The sequence below is a fragment of the Streptacidiphilus jeojiensis genome, from assembly GCF_042510965.1.
In the GTDB taxonomy this organism is placed as follows: Bacteria; Actinomycetota; Actinomycetes; order Streptomycetales; family Streptomycetaceae; genus Streptacidiphilus; species Streptacidiphilus jeojiensis.
The window spans coordinates 294,316-320,924 of record NZ_JBEUKS010000011.1 but is presented as its reverse complement, the minus strand read 5'-3'; the positions used below and the strand labels follow the sequence as shown (position 1 = coordinate 320,924).

28 protein-coding genes are annotated in these 26,609 nt (G+C 72.3%); 12 read left to right on the top strand and 16 right to left on the bottom strand.

The features are described 5' to 3' along the window. Positions 1-20: 20 nt before the first annotated feature. The 3 genes from ABUW04_RS28915 to ABUW04_RS28905 all read left to right on the top strand — a co-directional run bounded on the left by ABUW04_RS28915 (position 21) and on the right by ABUW04_RS28905 (position 1,447). Positions 21-293, top strand: a complete 273-nt coding sequence (locus ABUW04_RS28915; protein WP_380567322.1) for a ribbon-helix-helix domain-containing protein — start codon at positions 21-23, stop codon at positions 291-293. Next, positions 290-727 carry a type II toxin-antitoxin system VapC family toxin gene (locus ABUW04_RS28910; protein WP_380567319.1) on the top strand — a complete coding sequence of 146 codons (438 nt, stop codon included), beginning with the start codon at positions 290-292 and terminating at the stop codon, positions 725-727. The genes ABUW04_RS28915 and ABUW04_RS28910 overlap by 4 nt, the downstream gene beginning before the upstream one ends. A gap of 138 nt (positions 728-865) precedes the next feature. Beyond that, positions 866-1,447 (top strand): TIGR03086 family metal-binding protein, encoded by a 582-nt coding sequence (locus ABUW04_RS28905; protein ID WP_380567317.1) that lies wholly within the window; start codon positions 866-868, stop codon positions 1,445-1,447. 10 nt (positions 1,448-1,457) lie between these two features. Here the strand turns inward: ABUW04_RS28905 and ABUW04_RS28900 are convergent, their stop codons facing one another. Both ABUW04_RS28900 and ABUW04_RS28895 read right to left on the bottom strand, forming a co-directional pair. Further along, positions 1,458-2,339, bottom strand: coding sequence for an SDR family oxidoreductase (locus tag ABUW04_RS28900; protein ID WP_380567315.1), 882 nt, complete (start codon positions 2,337-2,339; stop codon positions 1,458-1,460). Positions 2,340-2,370: 31 nt separating this feature from the next. Next, on the bottom strand, positions 2,371-3,147 hold the full coding sequence (locus ABUW04_RS28895; RefSeq protein WP_380567313.1) for an SDR family oxidoreductase: 777 nt from the start codon (positions 3,145-3,147) through the stop codon (positions 2,371-2,373). Between the two features lie 87 nt (positions 3,148-3,234). Between ABUW04_RS28895 and ABUW04_RS28890 the strand changes: the two genes are divergently transcribed. From ABUW04_RS28890 to ABUW04_RS28875, 4 genes are read left to right on the top strand one after another with little or no spacing between them, the layout of a single operon-like run. Next, a complete protein-coding gene (locus tag ABUW04_RS28890) occupies positions 3,235-3,999 on the top strand; it encodes an enoyl-CoA hydratase family protein (protein WP_380567311.1) in 765 nt (254 codons plus the stop codon). A gap of 4 nt (positions 4,000-4,003) precedes the next feature. Continuing rightward, complete coding sequence (locus ABUW04_RS28885; RefSeq protein WP_380567309.1) at positions 4,004-4,870, top strand: CoA transferase subunit A; 867 nt, start codon at positions 4,004-4,006, stop codon at positions 4,868-4,870. After that, entirely contained in the window at positions 4,867-5,640 is a 774-nt protein-coding gene (locus ABUW04_RS28880) for a CoA-transferase subunit beta (protein WP_380567307.1), read from the top strand. Before ABUW04_RS28885 ends, ABUW04_RS28880 begins: the two co-directional genes overlap by 4 nt. Positions 5,641-5,660: 20 nt before the next feature. Continuing rightward, positions 5,661-6,713: an NAD(P)H-dependent flavin oxidoreductase gene (locus ABUW04_RS28875; RefSeq protein ID WP_380567339.1), complete on the top strand. Its 1,053-nt coding sequence runs from the start codon at positions 5,661-5,663 to the stop codon at positions 6,711-6,713. Positions 6,714-6,794: 81 nt separating this feature from the next. Here ABUW04_RS28875 and ABUW04_RS28870 read toward each other — a convergent pair whose 3' ends face one another. Further along, positions 6,795-7,769, bottom strand: coding sequence for a helix-turn-helix domain-containing protein (locus tag ABUW04_RS28870; RefSeq protein ID WP_380567306.1), 975 nt, complete (start codon positions 7,767-7,769; stop codon positions 6,795-6,797). Between the two features lie 59 nt (positions 7,770-7,828). Between ABUW04_RS28870 and ABUW04_RS28865 the strand changes: the two genes are divergently transcribed. After that, positions 7,829-9,100, top strand: a complete 1,272-nt coding sequence (locus tag ABUW04_RS28865; RefSeq protein ID WP_380567304.1) for an MFS transporter — start codon at positions 7,829-7,831, stop codon at positions 9,098-9,100. Here the strand turns inward: ABUW04_RS28865 and ABUW04_RS28860 are convergent. The 3 genes from ABUW04_RS28860 to ABUW04_RS28850 form a co-directional block, all read right to left on the bottom strand. After that, positions 9,084-10,241 carry an acetyl-CoA C-acetyltransferase gene (locus ABUW04_RS28860; protein WP_030258720.1) on the bottom strand — a complete coding sequence of 386 codons (1,158 nt, stop codon included), beginning with the start codon at positions 10,239-10,241 and terminating at the stop codon, positions 9,084-9,086. The genes ABUW04_RS28865 and ABUW04_RS28860 overlap by 17 nt on opposite strands. 44 nt (positions 10,242-10,285) lie before the next feature. Continuing rightward, positions 10,286-10,888, bottom strand: coding sequence for a TetR/AcrR family transcriptional regulator (locus ABUW04_RS28855; RefSeq protein ID WP_030258723.1), 603 nt, complete (start codon positions 10,886-10,888; stop codon positions 10,286-10,288). A gap of 62 nt (positions 10,889-10,950) precedes the next feature. After that, positions 10,951-11,736, bottom strand: coding sequence for an SDR family oxidoreductase (locus ABUW04_RS28850; protein ID WP_380567302.1), 786 nt, complete (start codon positions 11,734-11,736; stop codon positions 10,951-10,953). 76 nt (positions 11,737-11,812) lie between these two features. Between ABUW04_RS28850 and ABUW04_RS28845 the strand changes: the two genes are divergently transcribed. The 3 genes from ABUW04_RS28845 to ABUW04_RS28835 are packed head-to-tail and all read left to right on the top strand — an operon-like array spanning position 11,813 to position 14,783. After that, positions 11,813-12,673, top strand: a complete 861-nt coding sequence (locus tag ABUW04_RS28845) for an enoyl-CoA hydratase (protein WP_380567300.1) — start codon at positions 11,813-11,815, stop codon at positions 12,671-12,673. Beyond that, positions 12,673-13,824: an acyl-CoA dehydrogenase family protein gene (locus tag ABUW04_RS28840; protein ID WP_380567298.1), complete on the top strand. Its 1,152-nt coding sequence runs from the start codon at positions 12,673-12,675 to the stop codon at positions 13,822-13,824. The genes ABUW04_RS28845 and ABUW04_RS28840 overlap by 1 nt, the downstream gene beginning before the upstream one ends. Beyond that, positions 13,821-14,783, top strand: coding sequence for an acyl-CoA dehydrogenase family protein (locus tag ABUW04_RS28835; protein ID WP_380567296.1), 963 nt, complete (start codon positions 13,821-13,823; stop codon positions 14,781-14,783). Before ABUW04_RS28840 ends, ABUW04_RS28835 begins: the two co-directional genes overlap by 4 nt. 104 nt (positions 14,784-14,887) lie before the next feature. Here ABUW04_RS28835 and ABUW04_RS28830 read toward each other — a convergent pair whose 3' ends face one another. The 10 genes from ABUW04_RS28830 to ABUW04_RS28785 form a co-directional block, all read right to left on the bottom strand. Next, the gene (locus ABUW04_RS28830; protein WP_084714863.1) at positions 14,888-15,223 is read right to left on the bottom strand and encodes an RNA polymerase-binding protein RbpA; all 336 of its coding nucleotides are present in this window, start codon (positions 15,221-15,223) and stop codon (positions 14,888-14,890) included. Between the two features lie 248 nt (positions 15,224-15,471). Continuing rightward, positions 15,472-15,711 (bottom strand): preprotein translocase subunit SecG, encoded by a 240-nt coding sequence (gene secG / locus ABUW04_RS28825; protein ID WP_030258736.1) that lies wholly within the window; start codon positions 15,709-15,711, stop codon positions 15,472-15,474. Between the two features lie 100 nt (positions 15,712-15,811). Continuing rightward, the gene (gene tpiA, locus ABUW04_RS28820; RefSeq protein WP_030258739.1) at positions 15,812-16,600 is read right to left on the bottom strand and encodes a triose-phosphate isomerase; all 789 of its coding nucleotides are present in this window, start codon (positions 16,598-16,600) and stop codon (positions 15,812-15,814) included. A gap of 5 nt (positions 16,601-16,605) precedes the next feature. Beyond that, a complete protein-coding gene (locus ABUW04_RS28815) occupies positions 16,606-17,811 on the bottom strand; it encodes a phosphoglycerate kinase (protein WP_380567294.1) in 1,206 nt (401 codons plus the stop codon). A 116-nt stretch (positions 17,812-17,927) separates the two neighbouring features. Continuing rightward, positions 17,928-18,932, bottom strand: a complete 1,005-nt coding sequence (gene gap, locus ABUW04_RS28810) for a type I glyceraldehyde-3-phosphate dehydrogenase (protein WP_030258751.1) — start codon at positions 18,930-18,932, stop codon at positions 17,928-17,930. A 249-nt stretch (positions 18,933-19,181) separates the two neighbouring features. Further along, positions 19,182-20,243, bottom strand: coding sequence for a DNA-binding protein WhiA (gene whiA, locus ABUW04_RS28805; protein ID WP_232242418.1), 1,062 nt, complete (start codon positions 20,241-20,243; stop codon positions 19,182-19,184). Beyond that, positions 20,234-21,244, bottom strand: coding sequence for a gluconeogenesis factor YvcK family protein (locus ABUW04_RS28800; RefSeq protein ID WP_030258755.1), 1,011 nt, complete (start codon positions 21,242-21,244; stop codon positions 20,234-20,236). The genes whiA and ABUW04_RS28800 overlap by 10 nt, the downstream gene beginning before the upstream one ends. Before the next feature lie 23 nt (positions 21,245-21,267). Then, positions 21,268-22,098 carry an RNase adapter RapZ gene (gene rapZ, locus ABUW04_RS28795; protein WP_084717915.1) on the bottom strand — a complete coding sequence of 277 codons (831 nt, stop codon included), beginning with the start codon at positions 22,096-22,098 and terminating at the stop codon, positions 21,268-21,270. Between the two features lie 47 nt (positions 22,099-22,145). Beyond that, positions 22,146-24,176, bottom strand: coding sequence for an excinuclease ABC subunit UvrC (uvrC, locus tag ABUW04_RS28790; RefSeq protein WP_380567292.1), 2,031 nt, complete (start codon positions 24,174-24,176; stop codon positions 22,146-22,148). Between the two features lie 158 nt (positions 24,177-24,334). Next, positions 24,335-24,940, bottom strand: coding sequence for a TetR/AcrR family transcriptional regulator (locus ABUW04_RS28785; protein WP_380567290.1), 606 nt, complete (start codon positions 24,938-24,940; stop codon positions 24,335-24,337). Between the two features lie 143 nt (positions 24,941-25,083). Here ABUW04_RS28785 and ABUW04_RS28780 point away from each other — a divergent pair, with 143 nt between their 5' ends. Further along, entirely contained in the window at positions 25,084-26,598 is a 1,515-nt protein-coding gene (locus ABUW04_RS28780; RefSeq protein ID WP_380567288.1) for an MFS transporter, read from the top strand. Positions 26,599-26,609 lie beyond the last annotated feature (11 nt).

The following is a 26,609-nucleotide window of genomic DNA, read 5'->3' as shown; positions in this document are numbered from 1 at the left end:
GCGTGCGGTACCATACACATATGTCCCTGAAGCGCACCACGGTCTACGCCGACGCGGAGGACCTCGCCATCATCAAGGAGGCGGCTGCACGCGAGGGGATCGCCGAGGCGGAGATAATCCGCGAGGCAATCCACCTGGCCGCCCTGGCCAAACGAGCCTGGGCCGAACCGCTCGGCTGGCCGTCCTTCGCGAGCGGCAGCCCGCAACCCGGCGAGGACGTCGATCAGGCTCTCGACCAGATGTGGGACGAGAAGGCGGCGGCCTACGAGGCGGGCAAGCGCCGAACGCCATGATCCTCGTCGTTGCGGACACCTCCGCCCTCCTGGCAGCCGCAGACAGCGACCACCCCGAGCAGGCAGCCAGCCTCAAGGCGCTGGAGAACGCCGGCCTGGTCGTCATCTCCCCGCTGATCATCGCCGAAGCCGACCATCTGATGCGCCGAATCGGTGGCCCGGTCCTGCGCGATGCCCTGCTCGACGGCATCATCGAGCAGGGACGACGCGGCCGCTTCCTCGTGCCCGACGTCACCGTCGATCTGCTGGCCACCGCCCGCACCGTCATGCGCCGCTACGCTTCGCTCGACCTGGACCTCGCTGACGCGGTCAACGTCGCTCTCGCCGCCGAGTACCGAACCGACGCGGTACTGACGTTGGACCGCCGCGACTTCCGAGCCATGCGCCCCCTGACCGCCCACACCTGCTTCCGCCTGCTGCCCGACGATGCCTAGAGCGAGAGTCGGTGCCCTCGCTGCTGGGGGTGAGCGGGCATCTGCTGACCGTTGGTACGGTCAACTGATGGGCAATCAACTGTCCAGCCCGGCAAGCAAGATCACCCATATCTGGAGTGTCTGGGATACGATCCGGGCATGACTACGACGTGGGACCTCCTCACCGAGGCGCACCAGGCACTGCGTACCGCTGTCATGGGCATCCCGGCCGACGGCTGGGGGCGGCCCACCCCGGCCGAGGCGTGGAACGTCACCCAGGTGCTGCAGCACGCGGCCGGTGACCAGCGGGCCTACGCCTCGGCGCTGACCGGTGGGCCGAAGCCGACCGAGGATCCCTTCGCCCCCTCCGGGGAGCTCGGGGCCACCCCGGCCGAGGTGCTGGAACCCGCGCTGGCCGCCACCGTCGCAGCCTTCGGCACGGTGGACTCCCCCGACACCGAGGTGGCCGTACCGCTGCCGCCGTTCAAGCTGCCCGCCGGGGTCGCCGTGGCCGCGGCCGCGCTGGACGCGGCGGTGCACGCCTGGGACATCGCCGTCGCCACCGGCCAGCTGTCACCGCTCAGCCCGGGACTCGCCCTGGCCCTGCGGCCGGCCGCCGACGCCCTGGTGGAGCCCCTGCGCGGGTTCGCCTTCGGCCCGGCCATCGAGCCCGCCATCGACGCCGACGAGGCCGACTCGCTGCTCAACTTCCTCGGCCGCAGGGCGGACTGGAAGGCCTGAGGCCGCGCGGTCAGCGCGCCCCGTAGACCGGCAGCGGCGGTTCGGCCTGCGCGAGCAGCTTCCGGGCCGCCTCCCCGGCCTCGGCCGGGCTCCAGCGGGTGGCGCTGTGCGCGGCGGGGCCCGGACGCCAGCCCTCCATCACGGTGATCCTGCCCCCCTCCGCCTCGAACACCCGCCCGGTGACCCCCGCGCTGGCGTCGCTGCCGAGCCACACCACCAGCGGGGAGACGTCCTCGGGCTCGGGCAGCGCGGCCGCGATCGCCCCCTCGGTCATCCTGGTCCGGGCCGACGGTGCGATCGCGTTGACCTGCACGCCGTAGGACGCGAACTCCGCCGCCGCGACGAAGGTCAGGCCGAGGATCCCGGCCTTGGCCGCCGAGTAGTTGCCCTGCCCGACGCTGCCCAGCAGGCCGGCCCCGGAACTGGTGTTGACGATCCGTCCGGCCACCGGCCGCCCCGCCTTGGCCTCGGCCCGCCAGTGCGCGGCGGCCTGACGCAGCGGAAGGAAGTGCCCGCGCAGATGGACCCGCATCACCGCGTCCCAGTCGTCCGCGTCCAGGTTCACCAGCATCCGGTCGCGCAGGAATCCGGCGTTGTTGACCAGGGTGTCCAGCCGGCCGTAACTGTCCAGGGCGAGCGCGACCAGGTCGGCCGCGCCCTCCTCGGTGGTGATGTCGCCGAGGTGGGCGACGGCCCGTCCGCCGAGTGCCAGGATCTCGGCGACCACGGCGGCGGCCGGACTGTCGGCGGCGGGCCGCCCGTCCCGGCCGACCCCGAGGTCGTTGACGACGACGGCCGCGCCCTCGGCGGCGAAGGCGAGGGCATGGGCGCGGCCGAGCCCGCGCCCGGCGCCGGTGACGATGACGGTGCGGCCTTCGGCCAGTCCTGACATGGTCGTTGCTCCTTCAGCGGCCCAGTGGGGCTCAGCGGTTGGCGGTGGCGGCGTCGAGGAAGGCGGGGCGCTCCCCGCCCCCGTGCAGCAGCAGTGAGGCGCCGCTGATGTAGCCGGCCCGGGGCGATGCCAGGAAGACCACGGCCGCGCCGACCTCCTCCGGCTCGGCGAGGCGGCCGAGCGGGACGGTGCGGCCGACGGCCGCGACCCCCTCCTCGTCCCCGTAGTGCAGCGCGGACGCCTCGGTCCGCACCATGCCGAGGACCAGGGTGTTCACCCGCACCCTCGGCGCCCACTCCACCGCGAGGCTGCGGGCCAGGTGGTCCAGGCCCGCCTTGGCCGCGCCGTAGGCGGCGCTGCCGGGCGAGGGCCGCGAACCGCTGACGCTGCCGATCATGACGATCGACCCGCCGTCGGGCTGCTCCCGCATCACCGCGTGTGCGGCCCGGGACAGCAGCAGCGGCGCGACCAGGTTCAACTCCAGGATCCGGCGGTGCCGTTCGGCATCGCCCTCGGCCAGCGGCAGGTACGGCGTCCCGCCCGCGTTGTTGACCAGCAGGTCCAACCGGCCGTGGTCGGCGGCGACCTGAGCCAGCAGGGCGGCTCCGGCCTCCGGGTCGCGTACGTCCACGGCGCGGAACTCCGCCTTCCCGCCCGCGGATTGGACGGGTTCGGCGGGAGGTCTGCGCGCCGCCGCGACCACCACCGCGCCGGCCGCGAGCAGCGCCCGGACGATCCCGGAACCCACCCCCCGGGTCCCCCCGGTGACCACCGCGACGCGGCCGGACAGTTCTTGACGGTGTGTCATCCGAGGCTCCCCTGCGGCTGGTTGCACTGCTACCGTCGACCCTGACGTACCTAACTAACGTTTGGTGGAAAGGTAGCCGAGAATCCCATGGGTGTCTCCACCTCGATCGCCGCCGACGAAGGAACGGACGCCGGCATTGCCGTCGTCACCGTCGCCTATCCACCCGTCAACGCCCTGCCGGTGGCGGGCTGGTACGAGCTCGCCCAAGCGCTGCGGGAGGTCGGGCAGGACCCCCGGGTCCGGGTGGTGGTGCTGGCGGCCCCCGGCCGCGGCTTCAACGCGGGCGTCGACATCAAGGAGATCCAGCGCGACCCCGGGCCGCAGTCGCTGATCGGCGCCAACCGGGGCTGCGCCGAGGCCTTCGCCGCCGTCTACGAGTGCCAGGTGCCGGTCATCGCCGCGGTACAGGGCTTCTGCCTGGGCGGCGGCATCGGCCTGGTCGGCAACGCCGACGCGATCGTCGCCGCCGACGACGCCGTCTTCGGCCTGCCCGAGCTGGACCGGGGCGCGCTGGGTGCGGCGACCCACCTGGCCCGGCTGGTGCCCCCGCATCTGATGCGTCCGCTCTACTACACCGGACGGACCGTCTCCGCGGCCGAGCTGCAACGCTTCGGGACGGTCTGGGAGGTCGTCCCGCGCGAGCGGCTCACCGAGGCCGCGATGGCGCTGGCCCGGCAGATCGCGGCCAAGGACGGCTATCTGCTGCGGCTGGCCAAGGAGGCCATCAACGGCATCGACCCGGTCGACGTCCGGCGCAGCTACCGCTTCGAGCAGGGCTTCACCTTCGAGGCCAACCTCGCCGGGGCCTCCGACGCCCACCGTGAGGCCTTCATCGCGACAGGGGGCAAGTAGAGCCATGGACAAGGCAATGAGCGCCGACGAGGTGGTCGGCCGGCTGTCCGACGGGATGACCCTGGGGATCGGCGGCTGGGGGTCGAGGCGCAAGCCGATGGCGCTGGTCAGGGCCATCCTGCGGTCCGGCCTGCGGGATCTGACCGTGGTCTCCTACGGGGGCCCGGACATCGGGCTGCTGGCCGCGGCCGGGCGGATCCGGCACCTGGTCACCGCCTTCGTCACGCTGGACTCGATCCCGCTGGAACCGCACTTCCGGGCGGCCCGGGAGAGCGGCACGCTGGAGCGGCTGACCGAGTACGACGAGGGCATGCTGCTGCTGGGACTGACCGCCGCCGCCCACCGCCTGCCCTTCCTGCCGACCCGGGCCGGCCTCGGCTCGGACGTGCTGCGGGTCAATCCGGAGCTGCGGACCGTGGTCTCCCCCTACCCCGACGGCGAGGAACTGGTCGCGGTGCCGGCCCTGCGGCTGGACGCCGCCCTGGTCCACCTCAACCGCGCGGACCGACAGGGCAACGGGCAGTACCTGGGCCCCGACCCCTACATGGACGACCTGTTCTGCGCCGCCGCCGACGCCGCGTACCTCAGCTGTGAGCGCCTGGTCGACACCGCCGACCTGCAGAAGGAGGGCTCCCCCGGCTCGGTGCTGGTCCCCCGCTGGTCCGTCACCGGCGTGGTGGAGGCCCCCGGCGGCGCCCACTTCACCTCCTGCGTCCCCGACTACGACCGCGACGAGCCGTTCCAGCGCGCCTACGCCCAGGCCGCGGCGGACCCCTCGGCCTGGCCCGCCTTCGAGCAGCGCTTCCTCTCGGGCGACGAGCAGGACTACCGGGCCGCGGTGGCGGACCTCCGGGCGGAGGCGACCCGATGACCACGACCACCACCGGTGCGGACCTGGCCGTCTCCAGGGCGGAGTACTGCGTGATCGCCTGCGCGGAGGCCTGGCGCGGGGACGGCGAGGTGCTGGCCGCCGCGATGGGGACCGTCCCGACCCTGGGGGCGCGGCTGGCCAAGCTCACCTTCGAACCCGACCTGCTGATCACCGACGGCGAGGCACGGCTCGCCGCCGACGTCCCCGCCCTGGGCGCGGCCCCCGCGGCGGTCGAGGGCGCGCTGCCGTACCGGAAGCACCTGGAGCTGGTGGCCATGGGCCACCGCCATGTGATGATGGGCGCCAGCCAGCTGGACCGGCACGGCAACCAGAACATCTCCGCCATCGGCGAGTGGTCCCGACCTTCCCGCCAGCTGCTCGGGATGCGCGGAGCGCCCGGCAACACCGTCAACAACCCCACCAGCTACTGGATCCCGCGCCACAGCACCCGGGTCTTCGTCCCCGGGCAGGTCGACGTCGTCAGCGGCGTCGGGTACGGACGGCTGCACGGCCCGGCCGGGCGGTTCCACGATCTCCGACGGATCGTCACCGACCTCGCGGTGCTGGACTTCGGCGGTGAAGGACACGCCGTCCGGCTGCTCTCGGTGCATCCCGGCGTGACGGTCGACCAGGTGGTCGCCGCCACCGGCTTCCCTCTGGTGCTGCCCGGCGACATCGCCTCCACCCGGGACCCGTCCGCCGAGGAACTGCGCCTGATCCGGGAGGTCCTGGACCCGCGTGGCGCCCGCGATCGCGAGGTGCGCGGATGACGACCGCCGCCCCGGTGCGGCTGGACACCGCGCTCACCCGCCTGGTCGGCGTCCGCCACCCCATCGTCCAGACCGGCATGGGCTGGGTCGCCGGCCCCCGTCTGGTCACCGCGACGGCCCGGGCCGGCGGCCTCGGCATCCTCGCCTCGGCGACCATGACGCCCACTCAACTACTGGCTGCTATACGCGAGGTGAAGGAGCGCACGGACGCGCCCTTCGGGGTGAACCTGCGCGCGGACGCCGGGGATGCGGCCGAACGCGCCGAGATCATCGCCAAGGAGGGCGTCCGGGTCGCCTCCTTCGCGCTGGCCCCCTCGCGCGAGCTGATCGCCAGGCTCAAGGACGCCGGCGTGGTCGTCATCCCCAGCATCGGCGCGCGGCGGCACGCGGAGAAGGTCGCCACCTGGGGCGCGGACGCCGTCCTGGTCCAGGGCGGCGAGGGCGGCGGACACACCGGCGCGGTGGCGACCACCGTACTGCTCCCCCAGGTTGTGGACGCCGTGGACATCCCGGTCATCGCCGCCGGCGGCTTCCGCGACGGCCGGGGCCTGGTCGCCGCGCTGGCCTTCGGGGCGGCCGGCATCGCCATGGGCACCCGCTTCCTGCTCAGCTCCGACAGCACCGTTCCGGACGCGGTCAAGGCCCGCTACCTCGCCGCCGGGGTGAACGACATCACCGTCACCACCAAGGTCGACGGCCTGCCGCACCGGATGCTCCGCAGTGAGCTGGTCGCCACCCTCGAACAGGCGGGACGCACCCGCTCGCTGGTCCGGGCGCTGCGTCACGCGGCCGCCTTCCGCTCCGTCTCCGGGCTCTCCTGGCCCACGATGATCCGCGACGGCCTGGCCATGAAGCACGGCCAGGACCTGACCTGGAGCCAGGTGCTGCTGGCCGCCAACACCCCGATGCTGCTGAAGGCCGCGATGGTGGACGGCCGCACCGACCTCGGGGTGATGGCCTCCGGCCAGGTCGCCGGACTGATCGAGGACCTGCCCTCGGTGCGGGAGCTGATCGACCGGATCATGGCTGAGGCGGGGGTGGCGTTGGCGGGGGTGGCGGGGGCGGTGGTGTAGGCCTTCGGGTGCGGGTTGTGCATGGTTTGTCGCGCAGTTCCCCGCGCCCCTGGGGGCGTAGGGGCGCGGGGAACTGCGCGATCAACCCCCCACCAGCGAATCCCCAACCTCCGTACGCCGGTACACCACCCGCCGTCCCACCCTGGTCCCCGCGACGAGTTCCGCCTCGCGCAGCACCGCCAGGTGCCCGCCGATCGTGCCGAGGGACTGCCCGAGGTGCGCGGCGAGCTCGCTGCTGGTGGCCGGACGGTCCAGCTCCCGCAGGATCGCCGCGCGGCCGGTGCCGATTAGCCGGTCCAGGGCCCGCCGGGGGCGTCCCTCCGCGGGGCCCGAGGCCGCCCCGCGGGCCGGGTAGACCAGGGCGTAGCGGTCCCCCGGGCCCTCGCAGAGCCAGGTGCCCCGGGACAGGGCGCTCACCGGGACGAACAGCATGCCGTCGTCGCCGATCCGCCGGTCCGGGAAGTCCTGGTCGCTGAAGCGGATCGCGTCCGCGCCGACCCAGGCGCTGCGGCGGCTCATCCGCTCCAGCGCACGGGGCCAGCCGTAGGCGGCCAGCAGTCCGGCCCGGTAGGTGACGTCCCGTTCCAGCAGTGCTCGGCGTCGCGGCCAGTCCGGTTCCACGGAGCCGGTCCAGACCGAGCGGAACAGCTCGACGGTGCGCGCGAACCAGTCCCGGCCGGTGAGCCAGGACAGGTCGTGCTGCTCCCAGCTGTGCTGCACCGACAGCTCCAGTTCGGCGCGCACCTCCTGGTCGGAGAACGGCCGGAGGGCCGCCAGCTCCTCGGTGAGGGTGGTGCGCATCCCGCCCGGCGGCGGTGCGGTGACGAACAGCGGCAGCCACTTGGTCGAGCTGATCAGCCGGACCAGTCCCGCGGCGAAGGGGTCGGCGTCGAGGACCGCCCGGAACGCGCCGTGGTGCCGGGCGTACCAGGACTCCATCCAGGGGTCGCAGTGGTCCGCCTGCAGCACCTTGATCGACCCCAGCGTCTCGGCCAGCGGGGACAGCGCGAACCGGGACCGCGACAGGGCCAGCGGGGTGAGCCGCAGCAGGGTCATCTTTCGCCTCCTGCCGAAAGAATAGTGCGCGTCCCACCGGGGCCCGCAGACTGCCGCCCATGCCCTCCCTCTCGCTCCAGCGCTTCGCCCTGCTCGGGCTGCCGAACTTCCGCTGGTTCTTCACCGGCCAGCTGGTGTCCCTGCTGGGCTCGTCGATGGCCCCGGTGGCGCTCGCGTTCGCGGTGCTCAACGCCTCCGGGAGCACCGGCGACCTCGGCATCGTGGTCACCGCGCGGATGGTGCCGCTGCTGGGCTTCCTGCTGCTGGGCGGCGCCGTCGCGGACCGGTTCCCGCGCCGGACGGTGCTGCTGCTGGCCAACCTCGGTTCGGGGGTCACCCAGGGCGGGGTGGCCGCGCTGCTGCTGACGGGGAGCTACTCGCTGGGGCCGATCGCCGCGCTGAGCCTGCTCAACGGCGTCCTGGACGCCTTCACCACCCCGGCGCTGCGCGGCGTGCTGCCGCAGCTCGTGGACCGGGAGCGGCTGCGGCAGGCCAATGCGCTGCTGGGCTCGATGCGCAATGCCACCAAGATCCTCGGCCCCAGCCTGTCCGGCGTCCTGGTGGTGGCCTTCGGCGGCGGGCCCGCCATCGCCTTCGACGCGCTCACCTTCCTGCTGGCGGCGCTGTGCCTGGCCCGGCTCAGCCTCACCGACCGGATGCCGGCCGCGCGGGGCACCGGCATGCTGACCTCCCTGCGCGAGGGCTGGACCGAGTTCCGCCGCATCCGCTGGGTCTGGACGGTGGCGCTGTCCTTCTGCGTGATCAACCTGGTGCAGGTCGGCACCTGGCAGATCCTCGGCCCCTCGCTCACCAAGCAGGTCAGCGGTGAGGCCGCCTGGGGCTTCGTGCTCAGCGCCCGGGGCGTCGGGCTGCTGCTGACCAGTGCGCTGATGTACCGGGTGACGGTCCGTCACCTGTTGCGGCTGGGACAGTCGGTGACGGCTCTCGGGGCGCTGCCGCTGCTGGCGCTGGGCGCCGGACTGCACGCCCCCTGGCTGATCGCGGCCGCCTTCGTCGCGGGTCTGGGCTCCTCGGTGGTGGGCATCGGCTGGGACACCTCGCTGCAGGAGCACGTCCCGGCCGGGGTGCTGTCCCGGGTCTCCTCCTTCGACGACCTGCTGTCCTACCTGGCCATCCCGATCGGCCAGTTGAGCGTGGGACCGCTGGCGCACGCCTTCGGCGGCTTCCGGGTGGCCACCACCGCCGGCGTGGTCTACGCGGTCGCGGCGGTGGCCCCGCTGGCCTCCGCCGCCGTGCGGCGGCTACCGCACGGCGACCCGGAGCCGGACGGGGCGACGCCGGCGGCCTCCGTCGCTACAGGCGCTCGATGATGGTCACATTGGCCTGGCCGCCGCCCTCGCACATGGTCTGCAGGCCGTAGCGGCCGCCGGTGCGCTCCAGCTCGTGCAGCAGGGTCGTCATCAGCCGCACGCCGGTCGCGCCCAGCGGGTGGCCGAGGGCGATGGCGCCGCCGTTGACGTTCACCCGGGCCGGGTCGGCGCCGGTCTCCTTGAGCCAGGCGAGGACGACCGGTGCGAAGGCCTCGTTGATCTCCACCAGGTCCATGTCGTCGATGCTCATCCCGGTCTTCTTCAGCGCGTAAGCGGTGGCCGGGATGGGGGCGGAGAGCATCCGGATCGGGTCCTCGCCGCGCACCGAGAGGTGGTGCACCCGGGCGCGCGGGGTCAGCCCGTACTCGGCGACGGCGCGCTCGGAGGCGATCAGCATCGCCGACGCACCGTCGGAGACCTGGGAGGAGACCGCGGCGGTCAGCCGGCCGCCCTCGGTCAGCGGCTTCAGCTGGGCCATCTTCTCCAGGGTGGTGTCCCGGCGCGGGCCCTCGTCCTGCCGCACCTCCCCGTACGGGGCGATCTCACGGTCGAAGCGGCCCTCGTCGATGGCGCGGGCCGCCCGCTGGTGTGACTGGAGGGCGAAGCGCTCCATGTCCTCCCGGGAGACGCCCCACTTCTCGGCGATCAGCTCGGCGCCGTGGAACTGGTTCACCGGCTGGTCGCCGTAGCGCTCGCGCCAGCCGATGGAACCGGCGTACGGGCCCTCGGTGAGGCCCAGCGGCAGCGCCGCCTCGCGCGAGGAGTAGGCGATCGGGATCTGCGACATGCTCTGGGTTCCGCCGGCCACCACCAGGTCGCTGGTGCCGGACATCACCGCCTGCGCCGCGAAGTGGACCGCCTGCTGCGAGGAGCCGCACTGGCGGTCGATGGTGACGCCGGGCACCTCCTCGGGCAGCCCGGCCGCCAGCCAGCTGGTGCGGGCGATGTCCCCGGCCTGCGGGCCGACGGTGTCCAGGCAGCCGAAGACCACGTCCTCGACCAGTGCCGGGTCCACCCCGGACCGCTCGACCAGCGCCTTCAGCACATGGGCGCCCAGGTCGGCGGGGTGGGCGGTGGCCAGGCCGCCGCGGCGACGGCCGACGGGAGTGCGGACGGCTTCGACGATGTAGGCCTCGGGCATGGTGGTCGTTCCTCCTGCGGGAGTGGGGTGGCTGATCGGTGGGGTCACTGATGGGTGGTGGAGATGCCGTCGAGCAGCATGCTGAGGTACTGGCGGGCGATCTCGCCCGCGTCGTGCCGGCCGCCGGGCCGGTACCAGGAGGCGGCGACCCAGACCGTGTCGCGGACGAAGCGGTACGCCAGCCGCAGGTCCAGGTCGGCGCGGAAGGCGCCCTCGGCGACGCCGCGTTCCAGCGTCCCCTGCCAGGCGGCCTCGAAGCGGTTCATCGAGTCGGTGAGGTAGCCGAACCTGGGCTGCCCGGCGAGATGGCGCTCGCGCTGGTAGATGGCGACGGCGTCGCGGTGCCGGTCGATCTCCCGGAACGACTCGACGACCAGTGCCTCCAGGGTCTCCCGGGGGCCGAGGCCGGCGGCGAGCACGGCGTCGTAGCCGGTCCAGAGCTCGTTCAGGAAGCCGGAGAGGATCTCGTCCAGCATCGACTCCTTGGAGTCGAAGTGGTAGTAGAGGCTGCCGGCCAGAATGCCCGCGGCGTCGGCGATCTCCCGCACGGTGGTGGCGTCGTAGCCCTGCCGGGCGAACACCTGGGCGGCTGTGGCCAGCAGCTCGTCCCGTCGGGTGGCCGCCGCCGTTCTCGGCTGGGACGTCATCGCTGCTCGGCTCCTCGTCGCTGCGCTGGGGGTCAGTGGTGCTGTGGTCAGTGGTGCTGTGGTCACGGATGCTGGCTGCTGACCGAGAGGACCTCACCGGTCAGATAGGACGAGTATCCGCTCGCCAGGAACACGATGACATTCGCCACCTCCCAGGGCTCGGCCCAGCGCCCGAACGCCTCCCGGGCCGTCAGCTGCTCCAGCAGCTCCGGCGTGGTGACCTTGACCAGGTGCGGGTGCATGGCCAGGCTCGGCGAGACCGCGTTCACCCGGACCCCCAGGTCGGCGGCCTCCAGGGCGGCGCAGCGGGTCAGCGCCATCACCCCGGCCTTGGCCGCCGCGTAGTGGGACTGCCCGGCCTGGGCCCGCCAGCCCACCACCGATGCGTTGTTGACGATCACCCCGCCGCCGCCGGACGCCCGGAACCGCCGCAGCGCCGCCCGGGTGCAGCGCATGGTGCCGGTGAGGGTGACGTCGAGGACCCGGTCCCACTGCTCGTCGGTCATCTCCTCCAGCGTCGCCGTCCCGCCCAGCCCGGCGTTGTTGACCAGGATGTCCAGCCGTCCGTGCCGGGTCTCGGCGAGCTCCAGCAGCGCGGCGACCTGCTGCTCCTCGGTGACGTCGCAGGCGGTGCCGGCCACCCGGTCCGCGCCGAACTCCCCGGCCAGCGCCTCGACGGTCTCCTTGAGCCGGCGGGCGTGGGCGTCGCCGAGCACCACCGCGGCCCCCTCCTCCAGGAACCGCCGGGCGGTCGCACCGCCGATCCCGGCCCCGGCCGCCGCCGTGACCACGGCGCTGCGGCCGTCCAGCAGCCCGTGTGCTGACGGATAGTCAGGTGCGGTGCTCATGACCGGGTCCACCTCTCGACGGCCGACTCCCCGCACGTTAACCTACCAAACACTTGTTAGGGAAGGAGAGGCCGAGATGCCCGACGAGACGGACGTCGTCCTCTACGAGCGCCAGGACGCCACCGCCCTGGTCACCCTGAACCGCCCCGAGTACCGCAACGCCCAGAACTCGGCGATGACCTACGCCCTGGACCGGGCCTTCTACCGGGCCGCCGACGACCCCGAGGTCAAGGTGGTGGTGCTGCGTGGCGCCGGACCGCACTTCTCGGCGGGCCACGACATCGGCACCCCCGGGCGCGACGCCCACCTCCCCTTCGAGCGCAGGGCCTCGCTGTGGTGGGACCACTCGGAGCGGCAGGGCGCCGAGAGCCGCTACGCCCGCGAGTCCGAGGTCTACCTGGGGATGTGCCGGCGCTGGCGGGAGCTGCCCAAGCCGGTCATCGCCTCGGTCCACGGCGCCTGCGTGGCGGGCGGGTTGATGCTGGCCTGGGTCTGCGACCTGATCGTGGCCGCCGACGACGCCTTCTTCGCCGACCCGGTGGTGCGGATGGGCATCCCCGGTGTCGAGTACTTCGCCCACCCCTGGGTGCTGCCGCCGCGGATCGCCAAGGAGTTCCTCTACACCGGCGAACGGATGACCGCGCAGCGGGCCTACCAGCTCGCCATGGTCAACCGGCTGGTCCCGCGCGCCGACCTGCACCGGGAGACGATGGCGCTGGCGGCCCGGATCGCCGAGATGCCCACCATGGGCCTCGCCCTCACCAAGCGGGCCGTCAACCTGGCCGAGGACCTGCAGGGCCTGCACAGCGGCCTGGACTCGGTGTTCGGCCTGCACCACCTCGCCCACGCCCACAACGCGGAGACCGCGAAGGACTCGCTGGGCGGCATGGACGCCCGCTCCATGAAGGCCGCGGCCCAGGGGCAGGACAACAGTTGATGGATCTTCAGATCAGCACTGAGGACCAGGAGTTCCGCGTCGAGGCGCGCGACTGGCTGCGCCGGAACGTCCCGGCGCGACGGCTGCCCTCGCTGGAGACCGCGGTCGGCTTCGCCGCCCATCGCGCCTGGGAGCAGCAACTCCACGCGGACCGCTGGTCGGTGGTCTCCTGGCCGCGGCAGTACGGCGGCCGGGACGCCACGCTGCTGCGCTGGCTGCTCTTCGAGGAGGAGTACTACGCCGCCGGGGCGCCGGGCCGGGTCAGCCAGAACGGCATCAACCTGCTCGCCCCGACCCTGTTCGAACACGGCACCGAGGAGCAACGGGCCCGCATCCTCCCGGACATGGCGAGCGGCACCACCGTCTGGGCCCAGGCCTGGTCCGAGCCCGGGGCCGGCAGCGACCTGGCCGCCCTGCGCTCCACCGCGACCAGCACCGAGGGCGGCTGGCTGCTGGACGGCGCCAAGACCTGGTCCTCCAGGGCCGCCTTCGCCGACCGCGCCTTCGGCCTGTTCCGCTCCGCCCCGGTGGAGCAGTCCGGGGCCCGGCACCGCGGCCTCACCTATCTGATGTTCCCGCTGGACGCACCGGGGGTGACGGTCCGTCCGATCGGCCGGCTGGACGGGAAGCCGGCCTTCGCCGAGATCTTCCTGGACGGCGTGCTGGTCCCGGACCGGGACGTGATCGGCGAGGCGGGGCAGGGCTGGCGGGCCGCGATGAGCACGGCCGGCAACGAGCGCGGGCTGACCCTGCGCAGCCCCGGGCGCTTCCTTGCCGCCGCCGACCGGCTGGTGGAGCTGTGGCGCCGGCTCGGGGACCCCGGCGACACCGCGATGGCCGAGCGGGTCGCCGACGCGGTGATCGGCGCACGGGCGTACCAGCTGTCCGCCTTCGCGGCAGCCTCCGGCGAGGGCGGGCCGACCGGGGCGGCGTCCAGCCTCAACAAGCTGCACTGGTCCGAACTGGATCTGACGCTCCATGAGACGGCGCTGGACCTGCTGGGCCCCGAGGGCGAGTTGGCCGACGTCGAGGAGTGGTCCGAGGGCTATGTCTTCGCCCTGGCCGGACCGGTCTACGGCGGCACCAACGAGATCCAGCGGGACATCGTCGCCGAGCGGCTGCTCGGCCTGCCGAAGGGGCGGCGCGGATGAGGTTCCTCCTCGACACCGAGCAGCGCGACTTCGCGGCCAGCCTGGCCGCGCTGCTGTCCGCCGCCGACGTCCCGGCGGTGGCCCGGGCCCGCGCGGCCGGGGACGACGCGCCGCTGCGGGCGCTGTGGCGGCGGCTCGGCGACGCCGGGGCGTTCGCCCTGGCGGTGCCCGAGGAGTTCGGCGGCACCGGACTGCTGCCGGTCGAACTGGCGCTCTGCTGCGTCGAGCTGGGGCGCCACGGCCTGCCAGGACCGGCGGCCGAGACCTTCGCGGCGAGCACCCTGCTGGCCGGTACGGAGCAGCAGGCACTGCTCCCCGGCGTGGCCTCGGGACAGCTGATCCTCTCGCTGGCCGCGGACGGCGGCTACGCCGCGGACCCCGACCTGGCCGACGCGGTGCTCTGCCTCGGCGACGAACGGAAGGCACCGCTGCGGCAGTCGCTGGACCCGGCGCGCCGGGTGGGCGTCCCCGAGGACGCCATCGCGGTCGCCCCCGGTCCCGGCAGCGAGCGGGCCACCGGGCTGGCAGCCCTCTGCACCGCGGCGTTGGCCCTGGGCACCGGCCGGCATCTGCTCGCCGCCACCGTCGGGTACACCAGGACCCGCACCCAGTTCGGTGTGCCGATCGGCTCGTTCCAGGCGGTCAAGCACCGGCTGGCCGATGTGCTGCTCCAACTCGACTTCGCCGAACCGCTGTTGTACGGCGCCGCGGTGGCCGTCCAGGACTCCGCGGCGGGCGCGGCCGTCGACATCGCGGCGGCCAAGGCCGCCTGCGGCGAGGCCGGCTACTCCGCCGCGCGGGCCGCGCTGCAGCTGCACGGCGCGATCGGCTACACCGACGAGTTCGACCTCTCGCTGTGGATCCGCCGCGCCCGGGTGCTGCGCAACGCCTGGGGCAGCCCGTCCGCCTGCCGCCGCACGGTCCTGGAACGCCGGCCCGCAGCTGAGGTCCGCAACTGAGGTCCGTGGCTGAACGCAGCAGGGGCACCGCCCGGACCGCCTGGTGAGGTAGGTGTCCGGAGGCGATGCCCCTGTGAACGTGCTGTCCACTGCCTGCGCGCTGCTCAGATCTCCCCGCGCAGCTTGGCCAGCGCCTCAGCGAGGATCGCCTCGCCGTCGGCGTCGCTGCGGCGCTCGCGGACGTACGCGAGGTGGGTCTTGTACGGCTCGGTACGCGGCGGGGCAGGCGGGTTCTCCTCGTCCTGTCCGGCCGGGAATCCACAGCGCGGGCAGTCCCAGGTGTCCGGGATCTGTGCGTCGGAGGCGAACGACGGGCGGGTCTCATGCCCGTTGGCACACCAGAAGGAGATACGGAGCCGAGGAGCGGACTCGCCGCGCTCGGCCTCCCCCATGGGGCCTGCCCCGACCCTGCTGCCACGGATGGCGTTGCCACTTGCCACGGTCTGACTCCCTGCGTGCTGGTGCGTTGCGATAGTCACGTGAGAGGAATCCGCGCCCCCGAGGCCCGGCCTCCACAGTGTCCCGTCGCCCCCCTTCTCCGACGGAGTCGTCCCAGTGTACGGACCGCATAAGTGCCGCCCGACACCGCCACCGGTGACAACTGTCACTCATGATAGGCGGCCGGGCGACACTCCGTCAGCTTTCGCGGCAGGGGTGCTCTGCACAGGTTCTACCCGCGGCGGGCCGGTCAGCCGTTCTTGGCCTTCAGCAGCAGCGACAGGATGATGATGCAGGCGAACCAGCCGACACCCATGAAGATGGTGATGCGGTCGAGGTTGCGCTCAGCGACGGCGGAGCCACCGCCGGTGGAGGACATACCGCCACCGAACATGTCGGAAAGACCGCCGCCCTTGCCCTTGTGCAGCAGGACGAGGACGACCATCATCACGCTGAAGAAGATCAGCGCGATCGAGAAGCCGAGGATCACGGCGGGACCAATCTCTCGTAATCGATGTGTGGAGCTGAGACGCAGGGCCGGGTCGACGGGCCATCCCGTCCGTCCCGACCCTGCATACTCTAGACCGCCGTCAGCCTACCGCCTGGTCCCGGTAGCGAACGATCTTCACGAACTCCTCCGGGTCCAGCGCCGCGCCGCCGATCAGGGCGCCGTCGACGTCCGGCTTGGCCATGATCCCGGCCGCGTTCGAGGACTTCACCGAGCCGCCGTAGAGCACCCGGACCTTGTCGGCCAGCTCCTGGCTGTAGAGCTCGGCCAGCCTGACCCGGATCGCGCCGCAGACCTCCTGGGCGTCCTCGGGGGTGGCCACCTCGCCGGTGCCGATGGCCCACACCGGCTCGTAGGCCACCACGATGGCCTCGGCGTCCTCGGCCGGCACGCCCTCCAGCGCGCCGTCCAGCTGCGCCAGGGTGTAGGAGACCTGGTCACCGGCCTTGCGGATGTCCAGACCCTCGCCGACGCAGAGGATCGGCACGATGCCGTTCCGGAACGCGGCCTTGACCTTGGCGTTGACGACCGGCTCGGTCTCGCCGTGGTACTGGCGCCGCTCCGAGTGGCCGATGGCCACGTAGGTGCACTTCAGCTTGGACAGCATCGGCCCGGAGATCTCACCGGTGTAGGCGCCGGAGTCATGGGCGGAGATGTCCTGTGCGCCGTACTTGATCTTCATCTTGTCGCCGTCGACCAGGGTCTGCACCGAGCGCAGATCCGTGAACGGCGGCAGGACGGCGACCTCGACGGCCGCGTAGTCCTTGTCGTTGAGCGCGAAGAAGAGCTTCTGGGTGTGGGCGATGGCCTCGAGGTGGTTGAGGTTCATCTTCCAGTTGCCCGCCATCAGCGGGGTGCGTGCAGCAGTCATGTGGATCAGTTCTCCAGTGCGGCCAGGCCGGGGAGGGTCTTGCCCTCCAGGTATTCGAGGCTGGCGCCGCCACCCGTCGAGATGTGTCCGAACTTCTTCTCGTCGAAGCCCAGGATGCGGACGGCCGCGGCCGAGTCGCCGCCGCCGACCACCGAGAAGGCGTCGCCGTCGGCCAGCGCGGCGGCGACGGCCTTGGTGCCCTCGGCGAAGTCGGGGTGCTCGAAGACGCCCATCGGGCCGTTCCAGAACACCGTCTCGGCGTCGGCGAGCTTCTCAGCGAACAGCTTGCCGGTGGCCGGACCGAGGTCCAGGCCCATCTTGCCGGCCGGCATCGCGTCGGCGGCGACGACCTCGAAGTCGGCGACCGGGGCCTTGGTCTTCAGGTCCGGGAAGGTCGCGGAGACCGCGACGTCGACCGGCAGGACGAACTCCACGCCGTTCTGCTTCGCCCGCTCCAGGTACTCCAGGACCACCGGGATCTGGTCCTCCTGCAGCAGGCTGCTGCCGACGTCGTGGCCCTGCGCCTTGAGGAAGGTGAAGGCCATGCCGCCGCCGATGAGGATCCGGTCGGCCTTGCCCAGCAGGTTATCGATCACGCCGAGTTTGTCGGAGACCTTGGAGCCGCCGAGGACGACCACGTAGGGGCGCTCGACCTGCTCGGTCAGCCGCTTGAGCACACCGACCTCGGTGGCGATCAGCAGGCCGACCGCGTGCGGCAGCCGGGCCGGGAGGTCGTAGACCGAGGCGTGCTTGCGGTGCACCGCGCCGAAGCCGTCGCCCACGTAGACGTCGGCGAGAGCGGCCAGCTGGTCCGCGAAGGCGCCGCGCTCGGCGTCGTCCTTGCTGGTCTCGCCGGCGTTGAAGCGCAGGTTCTCCAGCAGCGCGACCTGGCCGTCGGCCAGGCCGGCCACGACCGCGGCGGCGCTGTCGCCGACGGTGTCGGTGGCGAAGGCGACGTCCTGGCCCAGGATCTGGCCGAGCCGCACGGCCACCGGGGCCAGGCTGAACTGGGGGTCGGGCGCGCCCTTGGGACGGCCCAGGTGGGAGGCGACGATCACCTTGGCGCCGGCCGCGACCAGCTTGGCGATGGTCGGCGCGACGGCGCGGATCCGGCCGTCGTCGGTGATGTCGGTGCCGGACAGCGGCACATTGAGGTCGGCACGGACGAATACCCGCTTGCCCGCGACGTCGAGGTCGTCGATGGTCTGCACGTCAGTTCGCTCCTGTGGGAGGTGGGGGACAACAGGGGGGACGGCCCGACGCGAGCAGGACCCGGACCATTCGGCGTCCGGGTCCTGCTCGCATCAGTCGCTTACCGCGCCGCTCGTCAGAGCTGGCCACCGACGAGGGTGGTCAGGTTGACGAGGCGGTTGGAGTAGCCCCACTCGTTGTCGTACCAGCCGAAGATCTTCACCTGGTTGCCCTGGACCATGGTCAGCGGGGCGTCGAAGATGCAGGAGAACGGCGAGTTGACGATGTCACGGGAGACGATCGGGTCCTCGTTGTAGTACAGGTAGCCCTTGAGCGAGCCCTCGGACGCCTTCTGGAAGGCGGCGTTGACCTCGTCCTTGGTGACCTCGCGCTCCAGGTCCACCACCAGGTCGGTGATGGAGCCGGTGGGGACCGGGACGCGCAGCGAGGTGCCGTCCAGCTTGCCCTTGAGCTCCGGCAGCACCAGCGCGGTGGCCTTGGCGGCACCGGTGGAGGTCGGGATGATGCTCAGGGCCGCCGCGCGGGCGCGACGCAGGTCCTTGTGCGGGAAGTCCAGGGTGACCTGGTCGTTGGTGTAGGCGTGCACCGTCGTCATCATGCCCTTGACGATGCCGAAGGCCTCGTGGATGACCTTGGCCATCGGCGCCACGCAGTTGGTGGTGCAGGAGGCGTTGGAGATGATGGTGTGCTTGGCGACGTCGAGCTTGTCGTCGTTGACGCCCATGACGACGGTGATGTCCTCGTCGCTGGCCGGAGCCGAGATCAGGACCTTTTTCGCGCCACCGACCAGGTGCTTCTTGGCCTGCTCGGCCTTGGTGAAGAAGCCGGTCGACTCGATCACGATGTCGGCGCCCAGCTCGCCCCACTTGAGGGCGGCGGGGTCGCGCTCGGCGGTGACCTTGAAGCTCTTGCCGTCGACGGTGATGCTGTCGTCGCTGTGGGACACCTCGGCGTGCAGGGTGCCCAGGGTCGAGTCGTACTTGAGCAGGTGCGCCAGGGTCTTGGTGTCGGTCAGGTCGTTGACACCGACGATCTCGATGTCCGCGCCCTGGGCGATAACCGCACGGAAGAAGTTACGACCAATGCGGCCGAACCCGTTGATGCCTACCCGGATCGTCACGAACCGATCTCCTCGCTGGTACGTCGGCGCTGTACGCCGACGAGCTGGAATGGGATGTCCCCGACCGCTTAAAACCCTACCCCGCGCCAGTGGCGGAGAGCACATCAGACCTGCCGGACACACCAATGCCGCCCCCGGACAACGAGTCCGGAGGCGGCATTCACCCCGGTTTCACGGGGATTTCACCGGTATTTCCGTGGATTGCAGCGGCTCACCACGCGCGAACGGGTGTACGCAGCGGCGGGGCGGTCAGTGCGAGGCCAGCTCCTGGGCGCCGTACGACTCCCCGCGGTAGGACTCGCCGCCGTAGGAGTCCGTGCCGTACGACTCGCCGCCGTAGGAGTCGCCCTCGGACAGGCTGTGCTCGGTGCTGGGCAGTCCCAGCTCCGACGCCCGCTTGTCGGCCATCGCCAGCAGCCGCCGGATCCGCCCGGCCACCGCGTCCTTGGTCAGCGGCGGGTCCGCCAGCGAGCCCAGCTCCTCCAGCGAGGCCTGCTTGTGCTCCATCCGCAGCCGTCCAGCAGCGGCCAGGTGCTCCGGGACCTCCTCGCCGAGGATCTCCAGCGCCCGCTGCACCCGCGCTCCGGCGGCCACCGCGGCCCGCGCCGAGCGGCGCAGGTTGGCGTCGTCGAAGTTGGCCAGCCGGTTGGCCGTCGCCCGGACCTCGCGGCGCATCCGCCGCTCCTCCCAGGCCAGCACCGACTCGTGCGCGCCGAGCCGGGTCAGCAGCGCGCCGATGGCGTCGCCGTCCCTGATCACCACCCGGTCCACTCCGCGCACCTCACGGGCCTTGGCCGGGATGCCCAGCCGCCGGGCCGCGCCGACCAGGGCCAGCGCCGCCTCCGACCCCGGGCAGGTGATCTCCAGCGAGGAGGACCTGCCGGGCTCGGTGAGCGAGCCGTGCGCCAGGAAGGCCCCGCGCCAGGCCGCCTCGGCGTCGCACGTCGCGCCGGAGACCACCGCCGGGGGCAGACCCCGGATCGGCCGTCCGCGCCCGTCCACCAGCCCGGTCTGCCGGGCCAGCAGGTCGCCGTCCTTCACCACCCGCACCACGTACCGGCTGCCGCGTCGCAGACCGCCGGGGGCCATCACCACCAGGTCCGAGGAGTGTCCGAAGATCTCCAACAGGTCCTTGCGCAACCGCCGTGCCGCCACGCCGGTGTCCAGCTCCGCCTCGATCACGATGCGTCCGCTCACCAGGTGCAGCCCACCCGCGAACCGCAGGATCGCCGACACCTCCGCCTTGCGGCAGCATGCCCGGGTGACGGGGAGCCGGCTGATTTCGTCCTTCACCGCTGCCGTCATCGCCATGGCGCGATCCTTCCATGCATCCTGAAGATCCGGTCGTACGCTGCGGCCAGAAGCTCCGGGTCGTGTCGCCCGGAAGAGCCGTCCGGGGCTGCGACGTTGTCGAGTACCAGTTCGGCGCCGAGACGCTTGGCCGCACTGCGCAGGGCCTCGGGATCGGCCACCGTACCCGCGTTGGCGAGCACGAAGTCCACAGTGAGCTCCGGGGCGTGGGCCCCGAGCACCTCCAGGTGCCGCTGCGGCGAGAAGCCCTCGGTCTCCCCCGGCTGCGCCACCAGGTTGAGCGCCAGCACCTTGCGGGACCGGGTCTGCACCAGGGCGTCGCGCAGGTCGGGGACCAGCAGGTGCGGCAGCACACTGGTGAACCAGGAGCCGGGGCCGAGCACCACCCAGTCCGCCTCGCGCACGGCGGCGACCGCCTCCGGCACCGCCGGCGGATCGTGCGGCAGCAGCCGCACCGACTCCACCTCGCCCGGGGTGACCGCGACTTCGGCCTGACCGCGGACGGTGGAGAGCAGCTCCGGGTCCTCCGGGTCGAGGCCGCGCACGGTGGCCTCGATGTCCAGCGGCACCGCGGACATCGGCAGCACCCGGCCGTGCGCGCCGAGCAGTCTGCCGACGTACTCCAGCGCCTCGACCGGGTCCCCGAGCTTCTCCCACAGCGCCACGATCAGCAGGTTCCCCACCGCGTGGCCGTGCAGTTCGCCGTCGCTCTGGAAGCGGTGCTGGATCACCTCGGACCAGGTCCGGCCCCAGTCGTCGTCACCGCACAGCGCGGCCAGCGCCTTGCGCAGGTCACCGGGTGGCAGCACACCCAACTCGGCGCGCAGCCGCCCGCTGGAGCCGCCGTCGTCGGCGACGGTGACCACCGCGGTGAGGTCCCCGGTGAGCCGCCGCAGGGCGCGCAGCGAGGCCGACAGGCCCTGCCCGCCGCCCAGCGCGGTGATCCTCGGAGCGCCCCGGCGTCGCGCCTGCTGCCGTCCAGCAACGATGTGTGACGCCACCCGTGCCCCTGTCCCGTCCGCCGCTACTCGCGCCCCATGTCCCGGTGCACCAGCACCGTCTCCAGACCGTCGGCGATCAACCGCTTCGCCAGCCGTTCCGACATCGCCACGCTGCGGTGCTTCCCTCCGGTGCAGCCTACGGCAAGTGTCATGTAGCGCTTGCCTTCCCGGCGGTAGCCCTCGGTGACGATCCTGAGGAGATCGGCGTACTGGTCCAGGAACTCCTTGGCGCCCGGCTGGTCGAAGACGTAGCGGGCCACCTCCTCGTCCGTGCCGGTGCGCGGGCGCAGCTCCGGGACCCAGTGCGGATTGGGCAGGAAGCGGCAGTCCACCACCAGGTCGGCGTCGACCGGCAGGCCGTACTTGAAGCCGAAGGACATCACCGTGGCCCGGAGCTGCGGCTCCTGGTCGTCGGAGAACTGGGCGTCCATCTTGGCGCGCAGCTCGTGGACGTTGAGGCTGGAGGTGTCGATCACCAGGTCGGCCTCGCCGCGCAGGTCGCGCAGCAGGGTGCGCTCCTGTTCGATGCCGTCCACGATGCGTCCGTCGCCCTGCAGCGGGTGCGGGCGGCGCACGCTCTCGAACCGGCGCACCAGGGCGTCGTCGGAGGCCTCCAGGAACAGCACCCGCAGCCGGACGCCGCGCCGCTCCAGGTCCTCCAGCGAGGCCAGCAGGTCGTCGAAGAAGCTGCGCCCGCGCACGTCCACGACAGCGCCTATACGCGCCACCGCGCCCTGCGAGCGCGCGCCGAGGTCGACCATGGTCGGTATCAGCGACGGCGGCAGGTTGTCCACGACGAACCAGCCGAGGTCCTCCAGGCATTTCGCGGCCGTACTGCGGCCGGCCCCGGACATACCGGAGATGATCACCAGCTCGGGTACGTTCTCACCGCCGGACTTACTCACGTGGGCTCCCCTGTTTCGGACATCTCGTCCATCTCGTCACTGATGTCAACGCCCGGCGTCGGCTGCGGCTTCCCGCTTTCACTCGCACGAGTGACCTGGTCACTGGGCTCTTCGAGGATCTCACCGGTCGCCGTGTTGACCGCGGGGGCCGTGGGACGCCTCTCGGCCAGGGCCGCGACCACGGCCTCGGCCGTCCGCCGGCCGACCCCGGGAACCTCGCAGATCTCCTCCACTGTCGCCGCCCTGAGCCGCTTCAGCGAGCCGAAGTGCTTGAGCAGCGCCTGCCGCCGGCTCTCGCCGAGGCCCGGCACCGAGTCCAGGGCGCCCGCGGTGAGCCGCTTGGCGCGCTTCTGGCGCTGGTAGGCGATGGCGAAGCGGTGCGCCTCGTCGCGCACCCGCTGCAGCAGGTAGAGGCCCTCGCTGCTGCGCGGCAGCACCACCGGGTCGTCCTCGTCCGGCAGCCAGACCTCCTCCAGCCGCTTGGCCAGGCCGCACAGGGCCACATCGGTGACCCCCAGCTCGGTCAGCGCCCGCTGCGCCGCCGCGACCTGCGGCTCGCCGCCGTCGACCACGATCAGCTGCGGCGGGTAGGCGAAGCGGCGCGGCTTGCCGGTCTCCTCGTCCCGCTCGCTCGGCTGCTCCTGGTGCCGGAACCGGCGGGTGATCACCTCGTGCATCGAGCGGACGTCGTCCTGGCCCTCGAAACCCTTGATCGCGAAGCGGCGGTACTCGCTCTTGCGGGCCAGGCCGTCCTCGAACACCACCATCGATGCGACCACGTCCTGCCCCTGGAGGTGGGAGATGTCGTAGCACTCGATCCGCAGCGGCGCGGTCTCCAGACCGAGGGCGTCGGCGATCTCCTGGAGCGCGACGCTGCGGGTGGTCAGGTCGGCGGCGCGCTTGGTCTTGTGCAGCGCCAGCGCCTGGGCGGCGTTGCGCTCCACGGTGACCATCAGCTCGCGCTTGTCGCCGCGCTGCGGCACCCGCAGGTCCACCGCGCTGCCGCGGCGCTCGCCGAGCCACACCGCCACCGGCTGCACCGGCTGCGGCAGCGCCGGGACCAGCACCTCGCGCGGGACGGCCTCGCCGGTCTCCTCCCCGTACAGCTGCAGCAGGGCGTGCTCGACCAGCCCCGCGGTGTCGACGTTCTCGACCTTGTCGGTGACCCAGCCGCGCTGGCCCCTGACCCGGCCGCCGCGGACGTGGAAGATCTGGACCGCGGCCTCCAACTCGTCCTCGGCGATGGCCAGCAGGTCGGCGTCGGTGCCGTCGGCGAGCACGACGGCGTTCTTCTCCATCGCGCGGTTCAGCGCCTCGATGTCGTCGCGCAGCCGCCCGGCCCGCTCGTACTCCATCTCGGCGGCGGCCTCCTTCATCTCGCGTTCGAGACGGCGGAGGTAGGTTCCGGTCCGGCCGGCCATGAAGTCGCAGAACTCCTCGGCGAGTTCGCGGTGCTGCTCCGGGGTGACCCGGCCGACGCAGGGGGCCGAGCACTTGCCGATGTAGCCCAGCAGGCAGGGCCGGCCGACCTGCTCGGCGCGCTTGAACACCCCGGCGGAGCAGGTCCGCACCGGGAACACCCGGAGCAGCAGGTCCACCGTCTCCCGGATCGCCCAGGCGTGCCCGTAGGGGCCGAAGTAGCGCACCCCGCGCTTCTTCGGGCCGCGCATCACCTGCACCCGGGGGAACTCCTCGTTCAGCGTCACCGCGAGCGAGGGATAGCTCTTGTCGTCGCGGTACTTGACGTTGAAGCGCGGGTCGAACTCCTTGATCCAGCTGTACTCCAGCTGCAGCGCCTCGACCTCGGTCCCGACCACGGTCCACTCCACCGAGGCGGCCGTGGTCACCATCTGCCGGGTGCGCGGATGGAGGTTGGCCAGGTCCTGGAAGTAGGAGGACAGCCGGGGGCGCAGGCTCTTCGCCTTGCCGACGTAGATCACCCGGGAGTTGGCGTCGCGGAACTTGTAGACCCCGGGGGACGTCGGGATCTGCCCGGGTGCCGGACGGTACGTGGACGGGTCAGCCATCAGGATCCCCCAACCAGGTGCACCGGGGCTGACCGGTGCACACCAGGCAGTGACATTGCGAGTACTCCCCTGCGAACGGCTCAGCTGCGGACGGATCAGCCAGGACACTCAAGACCCTAGCGCCCTGGACCGACAGGGCATCGAACTGTCCGGAGCCGTCACACGTCGTCGAGGGGGCCGGTGAGGTAGCGCTGGAGGGTCGGCGCGACGGCGGCGGCGAGCTGTTCGCGGCCCGTCCCCGGCAGCGGGTCGATGCCGACGATGTGCCGGGCCATGACCAGGCCGACGACCTGCGATCCGGTGAGTGCGGCGCGCAGCGGCGCGTCCGGGGATCCGAGCCCGGCCGCCAGCGGGACCAGGAGTTCGCGGTTGATGCGTTCGCGGATCAGCTGGGCCGCCCCCTCCTCCGAGGCCGCCGCGCGGATCAGCGCGATCAGCCGCCCCCGGCTCGCGGGGGCCTCGATCAGGTCGAGCACCTGGTCCGCCAGGCGTCGCCCGATCTGCTCGCGCGGGCCGGCCAGCAGCCGGGACAGGACCACGGCCGGGTCGTAGGGAAGCGCCGCGGCCTCCGCGAACAGCCGCTGCTTCCCCGAGAAGAAGTGCGAGACCAGGGCGACGTCGACCTCGGCGGCAGTCGCGATACCGCGCAGCGTGGTGCGGTCGTAACCCAGTTCGGCGAAGTGCCGGCGGGCTGTGTCGAGGATGAGCTGCCGGGTCTGGCTCGTCCCCGGACGCCGTCCGGCCCGGCGGGGTGTGGCGGTCACGGTTCCTCCTCGTACGGCTGGTGATTGACAGCCGAAATTCAACAGGCGCAGAATAATGCTACCCAATTCAATGGGTGTTGAATTCTTGCCGGCGCCCGCCGGGCCCCCGGCCCACCGCCAGCTACTACGAGAAGGGTCGGACCATGACCTCGAACCCCTCCCCCAGTTCGCCCCCGGAAGCCGTCGTCCCGCGGGCGGAACAGGCCGCGCAGGCTGCGGCGCAGACGCCCCACCGCTGGTGGATCCTGGCCGTGGTCGGCCTGGCCCAGCTGATGGTGGTGCTCGACGGCACCATCGTGAACATCGCGCTGCCCTCGGCCCAGCGCGACCTGGGCTTCTCCAACGGCAACCGGCAGTGGGTGGTCACCGCCTACGCGCTGGCCTTCGGCAGCCTGCTGCTGCTCGGCGGGCGGCTGGCCGACCTGATCGGCCGCAAGCTCGTCTTCCTGATCGGCGTGGCGGGCTTTGCCGGGGCCTCCGCCCTGGCCGGAGCCGCCACCGGCTTCGACATGCTGATCACCGCCAGGGCCCTGCAGGGCGCCTTCGGCGCACTGCTGGCGCCGGCCGCACTCGCGCTGCTGAACACGACCTTCGCCGCCGGACGGGACCGGGCCAAGGCCTTCGGGGTCTACGGCGCCATCGCCGGCACCGGCGGCGCCGTCGGGCTGCTGCTCGGCGGATTGCTGACCGAGCACCTCAGCTGGCGCTGGACCCTCTACGTCAACCTGGTCTTCGCCGCCCTCGCCTTCGCCGGCGGTCTGGCCCTGCTGCGCAACAGCCGGCGGGACGGCGCCAAGCTCGACATCCCCGGCACCCTGCTGGTCTCCTCCGGCCTGTTCTCGCTGGTCTACGGCCTCTCCAACGCCGACACCCACGGCTGGTCCGCGCCGATGACCTGGGGCTGGCTGGTCGCCGGAGTGCTGCTGATCGCCCTGTTCGGCCGCTGGCAGACCCGGGCCGCCCACCCGCTGCTTCCGCTGCGGATCGTCCTGGACCGCGACCGCGGAGCCTCCCTGTCCGCAGTGATCATCGCTGCGTCCGGCATGTTCGGCCTGTTCCTGTTCCTCACCTACTACCTGCAGGTCACGCTGCGCTACAGCCCGGTGACCACCGGGCTGGCCTTCCTGCCCATGGTCGGGGGCCTGATGGTCTCCGCCCAGCTGGCCACCAATGTGACCGCGCCCAGGTTCGGCGCCAGGACCACCGTCCCGCTGGGCATGGCACTGGCCGCCGGCGCCATGGTCTGGCTCACCCGCATCGGCCTGACCGACACCTACGCCTCGCAGGTCCTGCCGGCGCTGATCGTGCTCGGCCTGGGCCTGGGGCAGGTGATGCCGACGGCCATGAACCAGGCCACCGCCCGCGTCGCCCCCGACGAGGTCGGCGCCGCCTCGGCAAGCGTCAACACCATGCAGCAGATCGGCGGCTCCATCGGCACCGCGCTGCTCAACAGCCTGGCCACCAGCGCCGCCACCGCCTACCTGGTCGGCCGCAGGCCCACCCCCGACACCCTGGCCCGGGCCCAACTGCACAGCTACACAACCGCGTTCTGGTGGTCGGCGAGCATCTTCGCCCTCGGCGCGCTGGTCACCGCACTGCTCTACCGCAGCAGCACCGGCCGCGCCGAAGCCTCCAACCACGAGGTCGTGTCCGGGTGAGCCGCGGCGGC